Genomic DNA, 19,071 nt, shown 5'->3' with positions numbered 1-19,071 from the left:
CCTTGTTTAACCCGGCATCCGATCAGTTGAACACCCGTTTTGCAATGTCGAGTCTGTATGTCATGGCATTCATCTGGGTCTCCGTTCCTCAAGTGGTTGTGTCGCCACCCCACTTTGGCACATTGATGCCGTTCTATTTGGACGCCTCAACGATGCTCAATTCCCGAAGGGAGGACTGTGTCCATTCCATCGCGACCCTCTTCGGCCTTACGCGGACCGAGCCGAGCGAAGTAACTCTGTTCGTTTCAACATCGGACCGCATGCAGCCAATTGCCGTCAGACGCGTAGACAACAAAGGGTCGATTGAGCGGTGGTTCAACCGGCGACAAGAGGCGTTGAGACGGCGAATGAGTTCCAGCGATGTCGATCGTCAGCCGACCGTTCCCGGCTAAAATGCAGTTGTCTACCTCAGCCTTTCAAGTTTTGTCGCAGTCGGCCAAACTGCACAGACCCGGTCGAAGAACACCTGTTTCGCAGTAGGGCGACGGAAACGGTTATCTGGGCGATGCCTGCTGTCAACTTCGACCTGATGTGGCAGGCTCTGATCAAGGCGGGCCGACAGGGAAAGAGTCGAACTGGATTCCAACCGTTGCCGGCAAGGAGTGGGAAATCATGATGCGCTTCTACGGACCCAAGCCGCCTTTGTTTGACAAGACCTGGGTCTTGCCAGACGTCGTGGAGGTAGCCGCACCGTGAGTATGAAGGATTTTCCGAAGACACGGTGCCAGTCACGGTTGACAAATTCGTTCGTGCGGAAACCGACCGCTACTTCGCTAATTCCGTGAAGAGCGGTTGATTCGGAGGATGGAATCATATACGCGACTTGCTGCCGATTGATAAACAACCGGTCATTCGAGGCAGCCGAGACACACTGTATTCGAGTCGTATATCGATCTGGATGCCGGATCAGTGACAGTGACGTTACCCGATTCCGGCAACCGGTTCATGTCGCTGCAAATCATCAGCGAGGATCAATACACCACGACTCAATACGGAGCCGGGCCTCACACGCTCGACAAGGCTAAGATCGGCGCTCGCTATGTGCTGGCAGGCGTTCGCACATTGATCAACCCGACTGATCCAGGAGCAGGCGGAATTGAGCGCCCGCCAGCGTACTCAACGTAGCGGTGTCACGCCATCAGCGACGCCTGCCGGCATGCAGATGTGCTTTATTTCCGTGAAGTCGGCGAGGGCGTCGTAGCCGTGCAGGCGGCCGAGACCGCTTTGCCGGTAACCGCCCGTTTCCGCTTCGGCAAAGAGCTTGTTGTGATCGTTGATCCACACCGTGCCATTGCGCAGCGCGCGTGCGATGCGAAAGGCGCGCGCGCCGTCGTTGGTCCAAACGCTCGCGGAGAGGCCAAATACGGTGTCGTTGGCTTTATCGATTGCCTGCGCTTCAGTGTCGAACGTCTCAAGCGTGACGAACGGTCCGAAGATTTCCTCCTGGCAGAAGAACGCTTTTGGGTCGCTGTGCTCGACAAGCGTCGGCGAGAGGTACGCGTGTCCTGAGCGCGTGCCGCGCAGCAATATGCGATCGGCTTCGTCGCATGCGCGCGCAATGGTTTGATCGACCGCGTCCCGCGTGGCCGCGTCGATGAGCGGACCGATGTCCATTGCCTCGTTGATGCCTTCGCCCACTTTCAGCGCTTCGAGCGCACTGGTGAGATGCTCGCGCATCTCGGCCGCTCGCCGGGCATGCACGAGTACCCGGCGCGCAGCAGTGCATTGCTGACCCGAGATGATCGTCGCGGCGCGCGCGATACGCGGCGCGATCGCGGCGACGTCGGCATCCTCGAAGACGACACAGCACGACTTGCCGCCGAGTTCCAGCGAAAGCTTCTTCATGCTTTCGGCGGCCGCCGCCATGATCTTCTTGCCCGTTGCGGTCGATCCGGTGAAACTCACCACGTCCACGTCATGCGACTCGACCAGCCGTTCGCCCGCCGCATAGCCGATCTCGTTGACGAGGTTCACTGCGCCCTTCGGCAGCGCGGTTTGCTCGAAGCAGCGCAGCATGGCTGCGATGATCAGGGGGGTCTGTGCGGCGGATTTGACGATTGCGGTGCAGCCAGCGGCGAGCGCCGGCGCGAGCGAGCGGACGAGCAACACTGCGGGCGCATTCCAGGGCACAAAGATGGCCGCGACGCCAGCGGCTTCGCGCAGCATCGTCGAGATCGTTCCCGGTTCGGATTCAAGCACGTGGCCGGCGATGTGCCGGGCGAGTCCCGCGTAGTATCGGACTTCGGAAATCGCGGCGGCGATCTCGCCGCGCGATTGCGCGATAGCCTTGCCGTTTTCGCGCGTGAGAAGGGTCGCAAGCGGCTCGCGTTGCGCATCGAGTGCGCCGGCCCATGCGAGCAGCACGTCCTGACGCAAACGCGCGTCCTGTGCCCACGTCGTGCGGTCGAACACGTTCCGTGCCGCGGCGATGGCCGCATCGGCTTCCGGCGCCCCGCCGTCGGCGAACTGGCCGATGCTTTCGCCCGTAGCGGGGTCGATGCTGTCCACCGACAGCACGCCGACCCATGCGCCGGCTATCCAGTGTGGTGCTTTCATGCAGTTTCCTTGGAGATAAGAGGGGCGTTTGTGCCGGATGCGTCCGACACGCGATGAAGTTCGTCGGCGATGATCTCGATCAGCGCCTCGGCCGCAGCGGACAACGGTCTGCGCGGATGGCTCACGCGCACGATATGCCGCACGATGCGCGGCGCGAGAATCGGATAGGCCCGCAATGTCCCGCGCTGCACGGCCCGCCCAACGGCGATGCGCGGCAGGATCGTCGCAAAGCGCGTGCTCTCTACGAGCTTCACGATCGTGCTGAGCACGTCGATTTCGAAACGCGGCGCAAGCAGCACGTCTTCGTGCTGCGCGGCGGTATCGAGCACGCCGCGCAGGCCGTGGCGCTTGGTCGGCAAGACGAGTTCGAGTTCGGGCAACTGCGCAAGCTCGATCGTGTGCGGCAGGTCTGGGCCGTGCTGCACGCTCGTCGCCAGCACCATTTCTTCATCGAGCAGCGTCTGAGAATCCAGCGACAGGCGCGCGCGGGGCTTGTTGATGAGGGCCGCATCGAGTTGCCCACCCGCGACCCAGTCAATGAAGGTCGCGCTGAAGCCGTCCGCCACCGTCACTTCCACATGCGGATAACGCGCATGAAAGCGCGAGAGCGAATCGGCAAGCACGCTCTCCGTCACCGATGCGATGAGCCCGATGTTCACATGCCCCGTCACTACTTCGTCGCGCTGCTGAAGCTGCTGCCGCGCGTGCGCAAGGTCGCGCATGATCGGTAGAAAGAGGCGATACATCAGCCGTCCGGCGGCGGTCGGCGCCATGCCATGCGCGCCGCGCTCGAACAATTGCTGGTGCAACTCTTCTTCCAGCTTCGCGATCTGCATGCTGAGTGCGGGCTGCACGATGTTCAGCCGTTTGGCCGCGCGCGTGACCGACCCGTCCTCGAAGAGTGCGATGAAGTACTGGATTTGCTTGAGGTCCATTTTTGGTTCGGATTCGTATCAGTAAGCCTAATGACGTGAGATCGCGTTATCACTCATCGGCGCGGCATTAGATTCCGGCCATTTCGCGCAATGCGCGGCCGTGCGTCGAGACATCACCGGTGTATTGATATCGGTCCGAAAGACCTGTGTCATTGGGGCTAACGCTGATATCAACATTAATGATTCAACGCATCAAAAAACAGTATTAGAAGTTATATCGCTATCTCGCTACGCTTCATTTCATCCCTTGCCGCGGCGCTCCGGCCGCAAAAACGCAGGGGACCGATGGAGACGCAGATGAATATTCGCGATGCCGCTACGCACGGCACCTCTTCCACCTTTGCTCTTCCGTGGGCTTCGAATCGTTCAGAGACGTCAGCGCTCACGCTGCGCGACTGGCTCGCGCATCTCGCGAAGACCGGCCGCCTCGCGACCATCGAGCGGCCAGTTGCGCTCGAACACGAACTCGCCGCGATCGCCAAACGGCTCGACGGTACGCAGGCCGCTTTCTTTACGCAGCCCGGCGGCAAGGGCGTGCCGGTCGTCTCCGGCTTCATGTCGAAGCGCGGCTGGATCGCGGAGGCGCTGGGCGTGGAGGAAGCGGGCCTGCTCGCGCGCTTTTCTGCGGCGGTCGCGCAGCCGATCGCATCGAGGGTGGTCGATCGCGCAAACGCGCCCTGTCAGGAGATCGTTCATACGAACGGCATCGACCTGCACGCATTGCTGCCGATTCCCACCCACAGCGAACACGACAACGGCCCGTACATCACGGCGGGTCTCGTCATTGCGCGCAATCCGCGCACCGGCGTGCAGAACGTGTCGATCAACCGCATTCAGGTGCACGGCCCGGACCGCATGGCGATCCTGCTCCTGCCGCGTCATCTGTACGCGTTCCAGAAAGCCGCGGAGGAAGCGGGCGATGCCCTCGACGTGGCCGTCGCGATCGGCGTGGATCCGCTGACGATGCTCGCTTCGCAGGCGATCACGCCGATCGATCACGACGAACTGGAGATCGCCGGAGCGCTGCATGGCGCGCCGCTGCCGGTTGTGACATGCGTGACGAGCGGCGTGCATGTGCCGGCGTTCGCCGAGATCGTCATCGAAGGACGCATTCTGCCGAACGTGCGCGAGCCGGAAGGCCCGTTCGGCGAATTCCCGAAGTATTACAGCGCGAAGGAAGCGCGCGAGGTGATCGAGGTGACGGCAGTCACGCATCGCCGCGATCCGGTCTTTCATACGATCGTGCCCGCCGAGATGGAACATCTGTTACTCGGCGGGATTCCCCGCGAAGCGACGCTCCTCGCGCATCTGCGACGCAGCCATCCGGGTGTCACGGATGTGCATCTGTCGGTTGGCGGCGTGTGTCGTTATCACCTCTGGGTGCAGTTCGAAAAGAAGCGGGAAGGCGAAGCGAAGAACGTGATCCTGTGCGCGTTCGGCGCGCATTACGACATCAAGCAGGTCGTCGTCGTCGATACCGATGTGGACGTGCACGATCCCGCCGAAATCGAATGGGCGATCGCGACGCGCTTTCAGGCCGATCGCGATCTCGTCGTGATCGAGGGGGCACAGGGTTCGCCGCTCGATCCCTCAACGACAGTGGGCCAACCGGCGGACGCGCCGCCGCATCTGCAAGGTGTGAGCGCAAAGATGGGTCTCGACGCGACGCGCCCCGTGGTCTATCCAGAACACGTGTTTACGCGCGTTCGCATTCCCGGGCAGGACACGGTCGAACTCGACGCGCTCGTCGCCGGCGACAACGCCGCTTTCGAAGCTTACCTGGGCCGCGACCATGACTGAGCGAAACAAGTCGCGCATCGTGGTCGGCATCTCGGGCGCGAGCGGCGCCGCGATCGGCGTGCGCCTGCTCGCCGCGCTGCGCCGGCTCGGCACGCACGAGACGCATCTGATCGTGTCGGCGTCGGGTGCGGTCACGGCGGCGCAGGAACTTGGCCTCGGACGCGGCGACCTCGATGCGCTCGCCGACGTCGTTCATAATGTGCGCGACATCGGCGCGGCGGTGGCGAGCGGCTCGTTCCTGACCGAGGGCATGGTGATCGCGCCGTGTTCGATGAAGACGCTCGCAGGCGTCGCCAACGGTTTCGCCGACAACCTGCTCACGCGCGCCGCCGACGTGATGCTCAAGGAGCGCCGCCGCCTCGTGTTAGTGGCGCGCGAAACGCCGCTGAACCTCGCGCATCTGCGCAACATGACGCTCGCCACCGAGATGGGCGCAATCGTTATGCCGCCGGTGCCCGCGTTCTACGCGCATCCGAAGACGATCGAAGACGTGGTCGATCACACGGTCGGCCGCATTCTGGATTTATTCGGCATCGAGCACGGCGAGATCGCGCGGCGCTGGAGCGGTCTCGCCGACGAGTTCGCAAGCTGCGAACAAGGAGCCGCGCGATGAACCAGCGCGAGACTTCTTTCGCACATATCGAGGCGCGCGCCAAGCAGGCGCCATTTGCGAAGCGCCACGTCGGCCGTTCGATGCAGCGCCTCGAAGATCCCGCGATCCTGACGGGCCGCGGCCGCTACGGCGACGACATCGCGATCAAGCCCGGCACATTGCACGCGGCCGTGCTGCGCTCGCCGCACGCGCATGCGGAGCTCGTATCGATCGATGCGCAGGCGGCGTCGAAGCTGCCGGGCGTTCGCGCGGTCCTTACGCGCGACGATCTGCGCGCATGGTCGCGGCCGTTTGTCGTCGGCGTGAAGTCCCCCATGGAGCAATGGTCGCTCGCGATGGATCGCGTGCGTTATGTCGGCGAGCCGGTGGCCGTGGTGATGGCCGAATCGCGGGCGCTTGCCGAAGATGCGCTCGATCTCATCAAGGTCGAATACGCGATGCTCGATCCGGTGACATCGATCGAAGAGTCGATCAAGGACGATGCGCCGGTGCTGCACGACCGCGTCGGCACGAACGTCATCAGCGACCGGCATTTTCGCTACGGCGATCCCGAAGCAGCGTTTGAAAAGGCGCCGCATCGCGTGAAGTCAGTCGCACACTACCCGCGCAACACGTGTGCGCCGATCGAATGCGGCGTGGTGATCGCTGAGTATCTGTCGGGCAACGAAGGCTACGACGTCACCTCGAACTTCATGGGGCCGTTTTCGCTGCACGCCGTGATGGCGATGGCGCTGAACGTGCCGGCGAATCGTCTGCGTCACAAGGCGCCGCGCGATTCGGGCGGCAGCTTCGGCGTGAAGCAGGCGGTGTTTCCCTATGTCGTGCTGATGTGCCTTGCATCGCGCAAGGCGGGCGCGCCGGTGAAGTGGGTCGAGGACCGGCTGGAGCATCTGAGCGCGGCAACTTCGGCGACCGCGCGCTTCTCCACGATCGAAGCCGCCGTCGAAAACGACGGACGCATTACTGCGCTTTCATACGATCAGCTCGAAGATGTCGGCGGCTACGTACGCGCGCCGGAACCCGCGACGTTCTACCGGATGCACGGCTGCCTGACGGGCGCGTATGCCATCGACCACCTCGTCGTGCGCAATCGCGTCGTGCTGACCAACAAGACGCCGACCGGGCTCGTGCGTGGCTTCGGCGGTCCGCAGGTCTACTTCGCGCTCGAACGGCTGATGCAGCGCATCGCGATCGAGCTGAAGCTCGACGTGCTCGACGTATACCGGCGCAACTTCGTTCCTGCCGATGCATTTCCATATCGCGCGGCGGCGGGCGCGCTGCTCGACTCGGGGAACTTTCAGGAAGTGTTGCGCCGCGCGCTCGCGGACGGCGGCTACGACGCACTCGTCGCGCGGCGCGAGGCGGCGCGCGGCGAAGGGCGGTTATACGGCATCGGCTTTGCGGCGATCGTCGAGCCTTCCATGTCCAACATGGGCTACATCACGACCGTGATGCCCGCCGAAGCGCGCAGGAAAGCCGGTCCGAAGAGCGGCGCGATCGCAAGCGCGACGGTGAGCGTCGATCTGCTCGGCGGCGTGGTCGTGACGGTGGCGTCGACGCCGGCGGGGCAGGGCCACATGACCGTGTGCGCGCAAGTCGTCGCGGATGTGCTCGGGCTCGATCCGAAAGACATCGTTGTGAACGTCGAGTTCGACACGCACAAGGACGCGTGGTCCGTCGCGTCGGGCAACTATTCGAGCCGCTTTGCGGGAGCGGTGGCGGGCACCGTGCATCTCGCCGCGGTACGGGTGCGCGACAAGCTTTCGCGCATCGTCGCGAAACAGTTCGGCTGCGCGCCCGAGGAAGTCTGCTTCGATGGCGCGCGCATCTACCCGAAGGGCGCCGAGGATCGCGCGCTGCCGTTTCCGCGCATCGCGAGCAACGCGCCGCATTGGGCGCCCGCGCTCCTGCCCGAAGGCGAGGAACCAGGCTTGCGCGAGACCGTCTTCTGGACGCCCCCGAACATGGAGGCGCCCGACGAGAACGATCGCATCAACACGTCGGCGGCCTATGGATTCGCGTTCGATATGTGCGGCGTCGAAGTGGATCGCGCGACGGGCCGCGTGCGAATCGACCGCTACGTGACCGCGCACGATGCCGGCACGCTGCTGAACCCCGCACTCGCCGACGGCCAGATTCGCGGCGCGTTCGCACAAGGTCTCGGCGCGGCGTTGATGGAAGAGTTCCGCTATGGCGCGGACGGCAGTTTCCAGTCCGGCACGCTCGCCGACTACCTGATGCCGACTACCTGCGAAGTGCCCGATCCGGTGATCGTGCATCTGGAAACGCCGTCGCCGTTCACGCCGCTCGGCGCGAAAGGTCTCGGCGAGGGCAACAACATGAGTACGCCGCCGTGCATCGCGAATGCCGTCGCCGATGCGCTCGGGGTCGACGATATTCGCCTGCCGCTCACGCCGTCGAAAGTGATGGCGCTGATCGGCATCGACGACCCCGAGCCGTCGCGGCCCGAACTGCGCGACGCGCCCGCGAAGAAGCCCGCGACGCCGGGCGGCAAGGCGCTGACGGCGCAAGGCACGGTCGATTTGCCCGCGACGCCCGAAGCGGTCTTCGCCGTCTTGCTGAACCCGCAAGCGCTCGCGAAGGTCATCCCCGGCTGCCATGCGCTCGACGAGACGGCGCCGAACCAGTATCGCGCGGATGTGACGGTCGGCGTCGGCATGATCAAGGCGCGCTTTGAAGCGCGCATCGGTTTGTCGGAGATCGACGCGCCGCATCGGCTGCGGCTTTCGGGCGCGGGCATCTCGCCGCTGGGCAGCGCGCGCGGCAACGGGCTCGTCGAGCTCACGCCCACTGACCACGGCACGCGGCTGTCCTACGACTACGAAGCGCAGGTGTCGGGCAAGGTCGCGGCGGTCGGCGGCCGCATGCTCGAAGGCGCGGCGAAAGTAGTGCTCAAGCAACTCTTCGAATCGCTCGGAAGACAGGCCGCCGGCCGGCCGGTGCAGGCGGGCGGTTCATGGATTTCACGCGTCATCGCGCGTTTCAGGAGCCGCACATGAAGCCCGCCCCGTTCGACTATCTGCGCGCCATGTCGACGCACGAAGCACTCGATGCGCTCGCTCGATTCGGCGAGGACGCGCGCGTGCTCGCGGGCGGCCAGTCGCTGATGGCGGTGCTCAACATGCGGCTCGCGCAACCGCGCGTGCTCGTCGACATCTCGCGTACGGAAGAACTGAACGAGGTTCATGCCGACGACAAGACGGGGCAATTGCGCGTGAGCGCGGCGGCGACGCAAGGGAGCGTCGAATGGCGCAAGAGCTTGGGCAACGAAGTGCCGATGCTCGCGATGGCGTTCCCGCATATCTCGCATTTTCAGATCCGCAATCGCGGGACCGTATGCGGTTCGATCGCGCATGCGGACCCGAGCGCCGAACTGCCGCTCGTGCTTGCCGTGCTCGGCGGCGACGTGACGTTGCGCTCGACGAAGAAAAAGCGCGTGCTTGCGGCGCAGGACTTCTTTCAAGGCATGTTGATGACGGCGCGCGAACCGGACGAACTCGTCGAGTCCGTGCGCTTTCCGCTGAAGAAGCCGGGCGAGCGTTACGCGTTCACCGAATTTTCCGCCCGTCACGGCGACTTCGCGATGGTCGCGTGCGCGGCGGTCGTGACGGACGACGCGATCCGCATCGCGGTGGGCGGCGTTGCGGACCGGCCGACGGTCGAACGCTGGCCGCGCCTCTCAGGCGACGACCTGCGCGGGGCATTGAACGATTTGAGCTGGAAGCTGGGCGCGCAGGACGACGCCCACATCAGCGCGAAGTATCGCCGGCATCTGGTCCGGCAACTCGGATGGCGCGTGATTGAGGAGGCGAAGTGAGCAAGACATCGACGAACATCCTGCGGCAAGGCGAAGCGCAGCGCGTGACGCTGACGCTCAACGGCCGCGAACGCAGCGGCCATTGCGAGCCGCGCGAACTGCTGTCGGACTTCATTCGGCACGAGCTCGGCGCGATCGGGACGCATGTCGGCTGCGAACACGGCGTGTGCGGCGCGTGCACGGTGCACATCGACGGCGTCGCGGCGCGTTCGTGCCTGATGCTCGCGGTGCAAGTGCAGGGAAGGCGTGTCGATACGGTCGAGGGTCTCGCACCCGATCAGACGCTCGGCGACTTGCAGCAGGCGTTCCAGCGGCATCACGCGCTGCAGTGCGGCTTCTGCACCGCGGGCATCCTGATGTCGTGTGCGGACTATCTGCAACGCGTGCCCGATCCGAGTGAAGAGCAGGTGCGCGAGATGCTCTCGGGCCATATCTGCCGATGTACCGGCTACACGCCGATTGTCCAGGCGGTGCTCGACGTTGCGGCACGTCGCAATGGTCGCATCCGCAGCGAACAAGGCGAGGAGGTCGAGCATGCTTGATCTCGGCCGCACGTTCCTGCAAAGCGTCGAGCGCAGCCCGCATGCGCTCGCGCTCGTCGATGGAGAATTGCAATTCACCTATGCGCAGTGGCACCGCGTCATCCTTGATGTCGCCGATGGCTTGCGCGAACTCGGTCTCTCACGCGGCGACCGGCTGCTCGTCGTGCTGCAAAACCGCTGGGAAATGGCGACGCTGCACTGGGCCTGCCAGTTCGCAGGCATCGTGATCGTGCCGCTCAACTGGCGCGCCAAACCCGACGAACTCGACTACTGTGTGACTGACGCGGACGTGAAGGCAATCGTCTTCGAACCGGTGTGCGCGGATGCCGTCATGCAAAGCAGCGCGGCGCAAAACGTGCCGCGCATCGGACTCGATGATGCAGAAGGCCGCACGACCTCCTTTGACGCGCTGCTCGTCGAACGCACGCATGCAGGCGAGACCACCGACGCGAATGCAGACGATTTCTCGCTGATCCTCTACACATCGGGCACGACCGGAAAGGCGAAGGGCGTGCCGCGCCGTCACCGGCACGAACGCGCGGGCGCGCTCGCGCATGTCGCGCAGAACCTGTACCGGCACGGCGAACGCACGCTCGGGGTCATGCCTCTCTATCACACGATGGGCGTGCGCTCGCTGCTCTCGATGGCGCTCGTCGATGGTCTCTTCGTCTGTGTGCGGCGCTGGAACGCGCGGCTCGCGCTCGACTCCATCGCAAAGCACAGCCTCACGTGCCTGTATCTCGTGCCGACGCTTTATCACGACCTGCTCGCCGATTCCGCCTTCGCGAACATCGATACCTCGTCGGTAAAGAAGCTCGGCTTCGCGGGAGCGCCGATGAACGATGGCCTGCTCAAGCGCCTCTCGGCCGCGTTCGCGCCGGAACTGTTCGTCAACCACTACGGCTCGTCCGAGGTCTACACGTTCAGCATCGACCAGGACGCGACGAAAAAGCCGGGCAGCGCGGGACGTGCGGGCATCAACACGCGACTTCGCGTCGTGAAGCTCGATGCGAAGTCGCCCGACGATCTCGCGCCGGTGAACGAGGAAGGCCAGATCATCGCGGACCTGCTCGGCGACGAAGCGTTCGAAGGCTACTGGAACCGCCCCGATGCCAACGCGAAGTCGCTTCGCGAAGGCTGGTACTTCACCGGCGACACCGGCTACTTCGACCAAGACGGCGACCTTTACGTTTCCGGACGAGTCGACGACATGATCATCAGCGGCGGCGAGAACATCTCGCCGGTCGATATCGAATCGGTGCTTTCGCTGCATCCGTCGGTCGATGAAGTGGCCGTCGCGGGCGTGAAGGACGAGCGCTGGGGCCAGCGCGTGGTCGCGTTCATCAAGCGCCGTGACTACGTCGATTCAGCCGCGCTCGACGCATGGTGCCGCGAGTCGGACCTGGTCAACTTCAAGCGTCCGCGCGATTACGTGTTCGTTGACGACATCCCGAAATCGCCGGTCGGCAAGATCCTGCGCCGCAAGCTATCCGCAGGCGAATATCAATGCGATGACGGTTCGTCCGCATCCGCTGCACACCACACCGAAATCACGAAGGAGTAGACCACCATGACCGATTTGATCCATCGCGGCCAGGCACTGCTAAAGGACCTCGACGGCTTCTCGATCGAGATCGACGCCGGGCGCGAGCGCGCCGACATCATCCTGCATCGCCCGCCGTTCAACGTGATCTCGATGCACGCGCGCGACCAGTTGCGCGCCGCGTTCGAAGCGCTCGACGAAGACGATCGCGTGCGCGTCATCGTCGTGCGCGCGAAGGGCGAGCACTTTTCGAGCGGCGGCGACATCAAGGGCTTTCTCGAAGCTTCGCCCGAGCATGTCTCGAAGCTCGCCTGGAATATCGCGGCGCCCGCGCGCTGCTCGAAGCCGGTGATCGCGGCCAATCGCGGTTTCTGCTTCGGCGTGGGCTTCGAGTTGTCACTTGCGTGCGACTTCCGCATAGCGACCGAGACCACATTCTATGCACTGCCCGAACAGAAGCTCGGGCAGATTCCGGGCTCGGGCGGATCGGCGCGCTTGCAGCAGATGGTCGGCATCGGCAGGACCAAGGACATCGTGATGCGCTCGCGCCGCATACCGGGCAAGCAGGCGTACGAGTGGGGCATCGCGGTCGAGTGCGTGCCGGATGCGGAACTGGAAACTGCCACCGATGCACTCGTGAACGAGTTGCGGACGTTCTCGCCGCTCGCGCAACGCACGGCGAAGAAGCTGCTCAACGATTCCGAAGATGCGCCGCTCTCGATCGCGATCGAACTCGAAGGGCATTGCTATAGCCGTCTGCGAACCTCGGACGATTTCCGTGAAGGCGTCGAAGCGTTCCACGGCAAGCGCAATCCCGCGTTCCGCGGTTCCTGAGAAGCCAGCAAGAGACGAGGAGACAGGCAATGGAACGTTTCGACTACGTGATCATCGGTGGCGGATCGGCGGGATGCGTGCTCGCGCATCGACTGTCGGCGGTGCCGTCGCTGCGCGTCGCGTTGGTCGAGGCGGGCGCGGATACGCCGCCGGGCGCGGTGCCCGCGCATATCCTCGACAGCTATCCAATGCCCGTCTTTTGCGGCGATACCTACATCTGGCCGGATCTGAAAGCGAAGGCGACAAAGACATCGGCGCCGCGCGTGTATGAGCAGGGCCGTGTGATGGGCGGCGGGTCGAGTATCAACGTGCAGTCGGCGAATCGCGGCCTGCCGCGCGACTACGACGAGTGGGCCGAAAATGGCGCGCCGGGCTGGGCATGGGACGACGTGCTGCCCTATTTTCGCAAGCTCGAGCGTGATGTGAATTTCCCCTCCGGGGCGTTGCATGGCAGCGATGGTCCAGTGCCGATCCGCCGCATCATGCCGGAAAACTGGCCCCCGTTCTGTCACGCGTTCGCCGATGGTCTGCGTGCGAACGGCTTCGCCGCCTTGCAGGACCAGAATGCCGAGTTCGGCGATGGCTTTTTCCCGGGGGCGTTCTCAAATATCGACGACAAACGCGTGTCTACCGCTGTCGCGTACCTCGACGAAGCGACACGCAAGCGGCCCAATCTCACTGTCTATTCGAACCTGCGTGTCGAGCGAATCGTGATGGAAGGGACCGCTGCTCAGGGCGTGGTCGCGGTGGCGCCGAACGGCGAGCGGGTGCGTCTCTTCGCCGATGAGGTCGTCATTTGTGCAGGCGCGCTCCAGTCGCCCGCGTTGCTGATGCGCGCGGGCATCGGTTCGGAGCACGAGCTCGGCGAGCTCGGCATTGGATGCCGCGTCGACCTGCCAGGCGTCGGGCGCAATCTGCAGGATCATCCGTCGCTCACCTTCTGCCATTTTCTCGAACCGCGCTTTCGTATGCCGCTTTCCCGGCGGCGCGCAAGCATGACGGCGGCTCGTTTCACGTCGGGCGTCGATGGCGGCGAATCGTCGGATCTGTATCTGTCGAGCGCGACGCGTGCCGCATGGCATTCGCTCGGCAACCGGCTTGGTCTCTTCTTTCTCTGGTGCAACCGGCCGTATTCGCGAGGCCGCGTGCAGCTCGTTTCATCCGATGCAGCGGTCGCACCGCGTGTCGAACTCAATTTGCTCGACGATGAACGCGACCTCGATCGGCTTGCGATCGGCGTGCGGGTGCTCGCGAAGATCGTCGCGGCATCGGGCCTCGGTCACGATCAGCGCGATTTCTTTCCTGCGGCATTTTCGCCGCGCGTGAAGGCGCTAAGCCGTGTTGGCGAGGGCAACGCGCTGCTGACTTCGGTGCTCGGCACGCTGCTCGATACACCCGCGCCGATTCGCCGCCTGCTGATCGAACGCTTTTTCACGCGGGGGCTCAGGATCTCCGAGCTGCTCGCCGATGAACGCGCGCTCGCGGATTTCATCCGCGCGAACGTCTTTGGCGTATGGCATGCAAGCGGAACGTGCCGCATGGGCGACGCGCGCGAGCGCAGCGCCGTGACCGACACCGAGGGCAGAGTGCACGGAACGCGAGGCTTGCGAGTGGTTGATGCATCGCTGATGCCGCGACTGCCTTCGGCGAATACCAATATCCCGACCATCATGATTGCCGAAAAGATCGCCGACGCAATGGTCAGGAGACGCGCAGGCAGCGCATGGACAACGACGCCGCTCGCCGCCGCGCACTGACAAGTTTCTTAACGGCAATAAGAGCACGCCATAACAACGTGCCTTCAACACCGGGTCGATCGAGAGATGGCCCGGTGAATTCAAGGAGATGGAAATGTCCGTAGCAGCGCAAAATGGCGCCGCCGCACCCGCTGTCGATCAGCGACAGGTGATGGGCGCAGTGGTAGCTTCGTGTCTCGGCTGGGCACTGGACTTGTTCGATCTGTTCGTGCTCTTATATGTCGCGCCAGTGGTGGGGCGTCTTTTCTTTCCCTCCGAAAACGCGATGCTTTCTCTCGCCGCCGTCTATGCATCGTTCGCCGTGACACTGCTGATGCGCCCGCTCGGCTCCGCGCTCTTCGGTTCTTACGCCGATCGCCGTGGCCGTAAAGGCGCGATGATCGTGGCGGTGGTCGGCGTCGGCCTGTCGACGGCCGCGTTCGGCCTGCTGCCGACCGTCGCTCAAGCCGGCGTGCTCGCGCCGATTCTCTTCCTCTTGCTGCGCCTCATCCAGGGCGTGTTCGTCGGCGGCGTGGTTGCGTCCACGCATACCATCGGAACGGAATCCGTCGCGCCGAAGTATCGCGGCGCGGTGTCGGGACTGATTGGCGGCGGCGGGGCAGGGCTCGGCGCGCTGCTCGCCTCGGTAACGTTCCTCGCGATGTCGGCGCTTTTCCCCGGCGATGCCTTTGACGTATGGGGCTGGCGCTGCATGTTCTTCACCGGCATCATCAGCTCGGTGCTCGGTCTCTTCGTGTTTAACAGCCTTGAAGAGTCGCCTCTCTGGAAGAAGCTCGCCGCCGAAAAGGCTGCGAGGGCGACCGCGCAGGTCAAGAGCGCGCCTGTAGAAGTTGTGCGCTCGCCGCTCAAGACGCTGTTCTCGCGCGACTATCGCAAGATCCTTTTCGTCAACCTGCTCCTGACGATTGGCGGCGGCAGCGGCTACTATCTGACATCGGGCTACCTGCCGACGTTCCTGAAGGTAGTCAGCCACGCACCCAACGGTGCGGCCGCGGCGATCCTGATGATCTGCAGCGTCGCGGTTGTGATCGCATCGATCGCGGCAGGGCACCTCAGCACGTTCATCGGCCGCAAGGGTGCGTTCGTGTGGATCGGGCTGATCCGGCTCGTCGCGTTGCCCGCGCTGTTTTTGCTGCTGCCTACCGCGGACAGCATCATGATGGTCGGCATCTATGCAGTCCTTCTCAGCGCGCTTGGCAGCGCGGGATATGCGCCGATCCTGATCTTCCTGAACGAACGCTTCCCGACCTCGATCCGCGCGACCGGCACGGGCCTTTCCTGGAATATCGGCTTCGCGATCGGCGGGATGATGCCGACGGCCGTGTCGCTGGTGGCGAAGGACGCGAGCCAGCTGCCGATGACGCTAGCCATCTTCATCGGCGCGATCAGCGTGATCTTCCTCGTGGGCGCATTCGTCGTGCCCGAGACGCTTGGCAAGCTCGAAGGCGGTTCCGCGCGCAGTCCCTCCTGAGTCATTGGACATAACGGCGGACGCCAACCGGCGCACGCCTTTCACAACAGCTGGAGACATCGATGAAATACGAAGAAGACGTTCGTGCGCGTTCCTACAAGTTCCGTGACGAGTATGTCAATGCCACGCCATGGTGGTATCGCGGCGAGATGCACCTCGGCTTCACATTGCTCTTCACCGGCGGCGTGATCGTGTATTGCCTGATGCAGCTTCATGCGCCGACGCTCGCCGAATGGCTGGCGGTCATTCCGCTCTTTCTGTTCGGCAACTGGGCGGAATGGGCGGCGCACCGCTACGTGCTGCATCGTCCGACGAAGTATTTCAGCATGATCTACAAGCGCCATTGCGCGGTCCATCACCGGTTCTTCACGCATGTGACGCTTGAATACAAGGGCCACCGTCACTGGCGCGCGCTGCTGTTTCCGCCTTTCGCGCCGGTTGCGTTCGTGCTGGCGGCCGTGCCGTTCGCGCTCGTGATCGGGTTCGTATTCTCTCGCAACGCAGGCTACATCGCGCTGTTCACGATGGCGGCGTACTTTCTGATGTACGAAGGCTTGCATACGCTCTCACACTTCACCGACAGCCCCTTCCTCGACCGCGTTCCGCTCGTCAACACAGTGCGGCGCCTGCACGCCACACACCACGATCCCGAAGTGATGGCGACACAGAACTTCAACCTCACGTTCCCGATCTGCGACACGCTGTTTGGCACGCGAAGCGACGTTCCGAGTCGTGCGCGCGAACCGTTGGAACGCAGCCGCTAAGGCGCTTGCTTTGCCAAAACACCCGTCGTCACGCGCTTTATCTCGTCAGTGATAATCGTGATGAGCGCCTGTGCGGCGGGGCCGATCGGCCGCTTTGGATGTGTGACCTGGATGATGTGCCGCACTATCGGCGGCGATGTGATCGTGTGAGCGCGCAGCACGCCTTCATCCACCTTGCGCTGCACGACCACGCGCGGCAGGATCGTCGCGATATTTCCCTGCTCGACGAACTGCACGATCGAGCTCAGCAGATCGATTTCGAACTTCGGCTTGATGACGATATCGGCGGCCATCAGCGCGGCGTCGAGCGCGCCGCGCAGGCCGTTGCGGCGCGTTGGCAGTACGAGTTCTACCCCGGACATATTCGCGAGATCGATCTCGTGCGGTAGCTCGACGCCATGTATGGCGCTCGTCACGAACACCATTTCCTCGACCAGCAACGGCTCGACATCGAGCGCGAGGCGACCGCGCGGCTTGTTGATGATCGCGGCATCGAGCCGGCCTGCCTCGACCGCATCGATGAGCTGTGCGCTGAAGCCGTCGGCCACCGATACCTCGACTTGCGGAAAGAGCGCGTCAAACCTCGCGAGCGACTCCGGCAAGACGCTTTCCGCTTCCGACGCCACCATTCCGAGCGAAATGCGCCCCGTGATGATCATGTCGCGCCGGCTCAACTGCTCGCGCGCGTGCTCAATGTCGCGCATGATCGGCGTGTACAGGCGATACATGAGGCGCGCCGCTTCGGTCGGCGCCATGCCGTGCGGGCCGCGTTCGAAGAGCTTCTGTCGCAGTTCGGCTTCGAGCTTTGAAATCTGCATGCTGAGCGCGGGCTGCACGATATTGAGGCGCTTGGCCGCGCGCGTGGCAGAGCCATCCTCGAAGAGGGCGATGAAATACTGGATTTGCTTGAGGTCCATGATGCCCGATCGCGGTGGGGAAAGCCGGAAACTGCCAGTGTAGCCACAGGTCGAAGCATGCTATCAACGCAGCGGCGAGCCGCCGAAAACCCTCAGGAACGCGCCTGCGCGACATGGAAAGCGACGAGTGGATGCACGCATTATCGCCACTGAAGGATGGTTCAGGCGGTTTGTTCGCCACCGACGTCGAAGGTACGCTTTGGACGTCCCCTGTCAAAGCAGAACGGGGTGCTCGGTTAGTGCAACAGGACCGACTTCATTGTGCGTGTCATTGATTGCGGCTCTGAGGGAAGCAAACAATGTTTACCGAGCGCGACGCGCTGGTGGCGCGCTTTGGCGCAAGCTTCGCGCCGCGATTGCGGCCTTCGACGAACTGGGCTTCATCCCACAGTCAGGTTGAAGCCCCTGATAGTCCTTCTCTCTCTCCCCGCACTTCTTGCACCCCAACGGGCCTCGATTACGTTCAGCGCGAATTTCGAGCAAACGCGTTTGCGCCTGAGCCGTCCCTGCGAAACGTGTGTCGCAACGCGGACACCGGTATCGAAGGGCTAGCCGAGAGTGCGCGGGGCAAGAAAGCGAAGCTGTGAATGTGCGCCGTCAACGGCGGCTCGCCGCGCTTCAACGGCAGGCGGAATCTTGAAGCATGACACGGGTGAAGTTGTCGCTGCATCGCTGATCGAAAACCGACATGTCTCGGCAGGAAGGCGGAAGAACCGCATACAGCGCAAGCCTAATCTTGATTGATGATTACATTCCGTCACTGGCCCCCGCAGCATGCGGAAGTAAGCGCCGGGCGGGTGCACCGCTGCAGCGTTGCCGAGTCGCCGACTTGTGAATTTCGACAAGGTCCTGCCGGAACTGAAACCGTTCGGTGGAAAGGTATTGAAGACGTCTCTGACGAACGTTGAGGAGGAACGTCTGAGAAAGGCACTGGAGGGCCTGAACACCGGCGGCGTGGCTACCTGAACACCGCCCGGGCGAGGATGGCATGAAAGTGAACGAAGCATCACTTTCGTCGCGCGCGGTGATCGTCGCGGCTAGTCATCGCACGTACTTTACCGCCAGCGCATACCTTTCTCCGAACAGGCACTAGACTTAAATCACCTGCGCGTGATCTCTGCGCGAGACTTTCGCGCGACGTGAGTCCGTGTCGACCTTCGCCACTCATGAGGGCAAGCCCATGTCCAAGTCGATTCAAACGGCCGAACAGATTCGCGACGAAGCACAACGGCGCGTCGAGCAGCTTGCAACTGACGTTCCCCACCATCTGCGAGTCCGCGTGCCGCTGCCGGAGCGGCATCCGCCCGATGCCTCCGGCCGGAACTGGGACATGCTCGCGCTCAATGAAAGCGGCGCCCACTATCTTCGAGAGGTCAGGCGTGTCATCGAGGACATGCGTACGGAGTTCATTCTGCCGGATTGAGACGACGTGCGCGGGCCAGTGCGTTCAACGAATCGAGGCGGCGTCCCGGCCTGACGCCGGATACCGTGTGCAGAGACA

16 protein-coding genes are annotated in these 19,071 nt (G+C 63.5%); 13 read left to right on the top strand and 3 right to left on the bottom strand.

Translation table 11 applies throughout. From position 1 onward, the window contains the following. Positions 1 to 531 precede the first annotated feature (531 nt). Positions 532 to 696, top strand: a complete 165-nt coding sequence (locus NCR38_RS34185) for a DUF1214 domain-containing protein (protein WP_250538949.1) — start codon at positions 532 to 534, stop codon at positions 694 to 696. Positions 697 to 1,116: 420 nt separating this feature from the next. On the opposite strand, the gene NCR38_RS21760 is transcribed toward NCR38_RS34185, so the two are convergent. Then, the gene (locus NCR38_RS21760) at positions 1,117 to 2,556 is read right to left on the bottom strand and encodes an aldehyde dehydrogenase family protein (RefSeq protein ID WP_061118992.1); all 1,440 of its coding nucleotides are present in this window, start codon (positions 2,554 to 2,556) and stop codon (positions 1,117 to 1,119) included. Beyond that, positions 2,553 to 3,491, bottom strand: coding sequence for a LysR family transcriptional regulator (locus NCR38_RS21755; RefSeq protein ID WP_061118993.1), 939 nt, complete (start codon positions 3,489 to 3,491; stop codon positions 2,553 to 2,555). Before NCR38_RS21755 ends, NCR38_RS21760 begins: the two co-directional genes overlap by 4 nt. Positions 3,492 to 3,788: 297 nt before the next feature. On the opposite strand from NCR38_RS21755, the gene NCR38_RS21750 reads away from it, so the two are divergent. The 10 genes from NCR38_RS21750 (at position 3,789) to NCR38_RS21705 (ending at position 16,653) form a co-directional block, all read left to right on the top strand. Beyond that, positions 3,789 to 5,291 (top strand): UbiD family decarboxylase, encoded by a 1,503-nt coding sequence (locus tag NCR38_RS21750; RefSeq protein WP_061119085.1) that lies wholly within the window; start codon positions 3,789 to 3,791, stop codon positions 5,289 to 5,291. Further along, on the top strand, positions 5,284 to 5,904 hold the full coding sequence (locus NCR38_RS21745) for a UbiX family flavin prenyltransferase (protein WP_061118994.1): 621 nt from the start codon (positions 5,284 to 5,286) through the stop codon (positions 5,902 to 5,904). The genes NCR38_RS21750 and NCR38_RS21745 overlap by 8 nt, the downstream gene beginning before the upstream one ends. Continuing rightward, positions 5,901 to 8,924, top strand: a complete 3,024-nt coding sequence (locus NCR38_RS21740) for a molybdopterin cofactor-binding domain-containing protein (protein ID WP_061118995.1) — start codon at positions 5,901 to 5,903, stop codon at positions 8,922 to 8,924. The genes NCR38_RS21745 and NCR38_RS21740 overlap by 4 nt, the downstream gene beginning before the upstream one ends. Beyond that, entirely contained in the window at positions 8,921 to 9,742 is an 822-nt protein-coding gene (locus NCR38_RS21735; RefSeq protein ID WP_061118996.1) for a xanthine dehydrogenase family protein subunit M, read from the top strand. The genes NCR38_RS21740 and NCR38_RS21735 overlap by 4 nt, the downstream gene beginning before the upstream one ends. Further along, positions 9,739 to 10,284, top strand: coding sequence for a (2Fe-2S)-binding protein (locus tag NCR38_RS21730; protein ID WP_061118997.1), 546 nt, complete (start codon positions 9,739 to 9,741; stop codon positions 10,282 to 10,284). The genes NCR38_RS21735 and NCR38_RS21730 overlap by 4 nt, the downstream gene beginning before the upstream one ends. Beyond that, positions 10,277 to 11,848 (top strand): AMP-binding protein, encoded by a 1,572-nt coding sequence (locus tag NCR38_RS21725; RefSeq protein WP_061118998.1) that lies wholly within the window; start codon positions 10,277 to 10,279, stop codon positions 11,846 to 11,848. The genes NCR38_RS21730 and NCR38_RS21725 overlap by 8 nt, the downstream gene beginning before the upstream one ends. A gap of 6 nt (positions 11,849 to 11,854) precedes the next feature. Further along, positions 11,855 to 12,661, top strand: coding sequence for an enoyl-CoA hydratase/isomerase family protein (locus NCR38_RS21720; RefSeq protein WP_061118999.1), 807 nt, complete (start codon positions 11,855 to 11,857; stop codon positions 12,659 to 12,661). 29 nt (positions 12,662 to 12,690) lie between these two features. Continuing rightward, positions 12,691 to 14,418, top strand: a complete 1,728-nt coding sequence (locus NCR38_RS21715) for a GMC family oxidoreductase (protein ID WP_061119000.1) — start codon at positions 12,691 to 12,693, stop codon at positions 14,416 to 14,418. A gap of 94 nt (positions 14,419 to 14,512) precedes the next feature. Continuing rightward, the gene (locus tag NCR38_RS21710) at positions 14,513 to 15,889 is read left to right on the top strand and encodes an MFS transporter (protein ID WP_061119086.1); all 1,377 of its coding nucleotides are present in this window, start codon (positions 14,513 to 14,515) and stop codon (positions 15,887 to 15,889) included. 62 nt (positions 15,890 to 15,951) lie between these two features. Next, complete coding sequence (locus NCR38_RS21705) at positions 15,952 to 16,653, top strand: sterol desaturase family protein (protein ID WP_061119001.1); 702 nt, start codon at positions 15,952 to 15,954, stop codon at positions 16,651 to 16,653. On the opposite strand, the gene NCR38_RS21700 is transcribed toward NCR38_RS21705, so the two are convergent. Next, entirely contained in the window at positions 16,650 to 17,570 is a 921-nt protein-coding gene (locus NCR38_RS21700; RefSeq protein WP_061119002.1) for a LysR family transcriptional regulator, read from the bottom strand. The two genes, NCR38_RS21705 and NCR38_RS21700, sit on opposite strands and share 4 nt — an antisense overlap. A gap of 831 nt (positions 17,571 to 18,401) precedes the next feature. Between NCR38_RS21700 and NCR38_RS21695 the strand changes: the two genes are divergently transcribed. Continuing rightward, complete coding sequence (locus NCR38_RS21695; protein WP_250477580.1) at positions 18,402 to 18,536, top strand: DUF1269 domain-containing protein; 135 nt, start codon at positions 18,402 to 18,404, stop codon at positions 18,534 to 18,536. Between the two features lie 181 nt (positions 18,537 to 18,717). Continuing rightward, positions 18,718 to 18,993 carry a hypothetical protein gene (locus tag NCR38_RS21690; RefSeq protein ID WP_250477579.1) on the top strand — a complete coding sequence of 92 codons (276 nt, stop codon included), beginning with the start codon at positions 18,718 to 18,720 and terminating at the stop codon, positions 18,991 to 18,993. The last annotated feature ends 78 nt before the right edge of the window (positions 18,994 to 19,071 follow it).

The sequence above is a fragment of the Caballeronia sp. INML1 genome (assembly GCF_023631085.1).
GTDB classification, from domain to species: domain Bacteria; phylum Pseudomonadota; class Gammaproteobacteria; order Burkholderiales; family Burkholderiaceae; genus Caballeronia; species Caballeronia turbans.
This window is presented reverse-complemented; position numbering and strand designations above follow the sequence as displayed.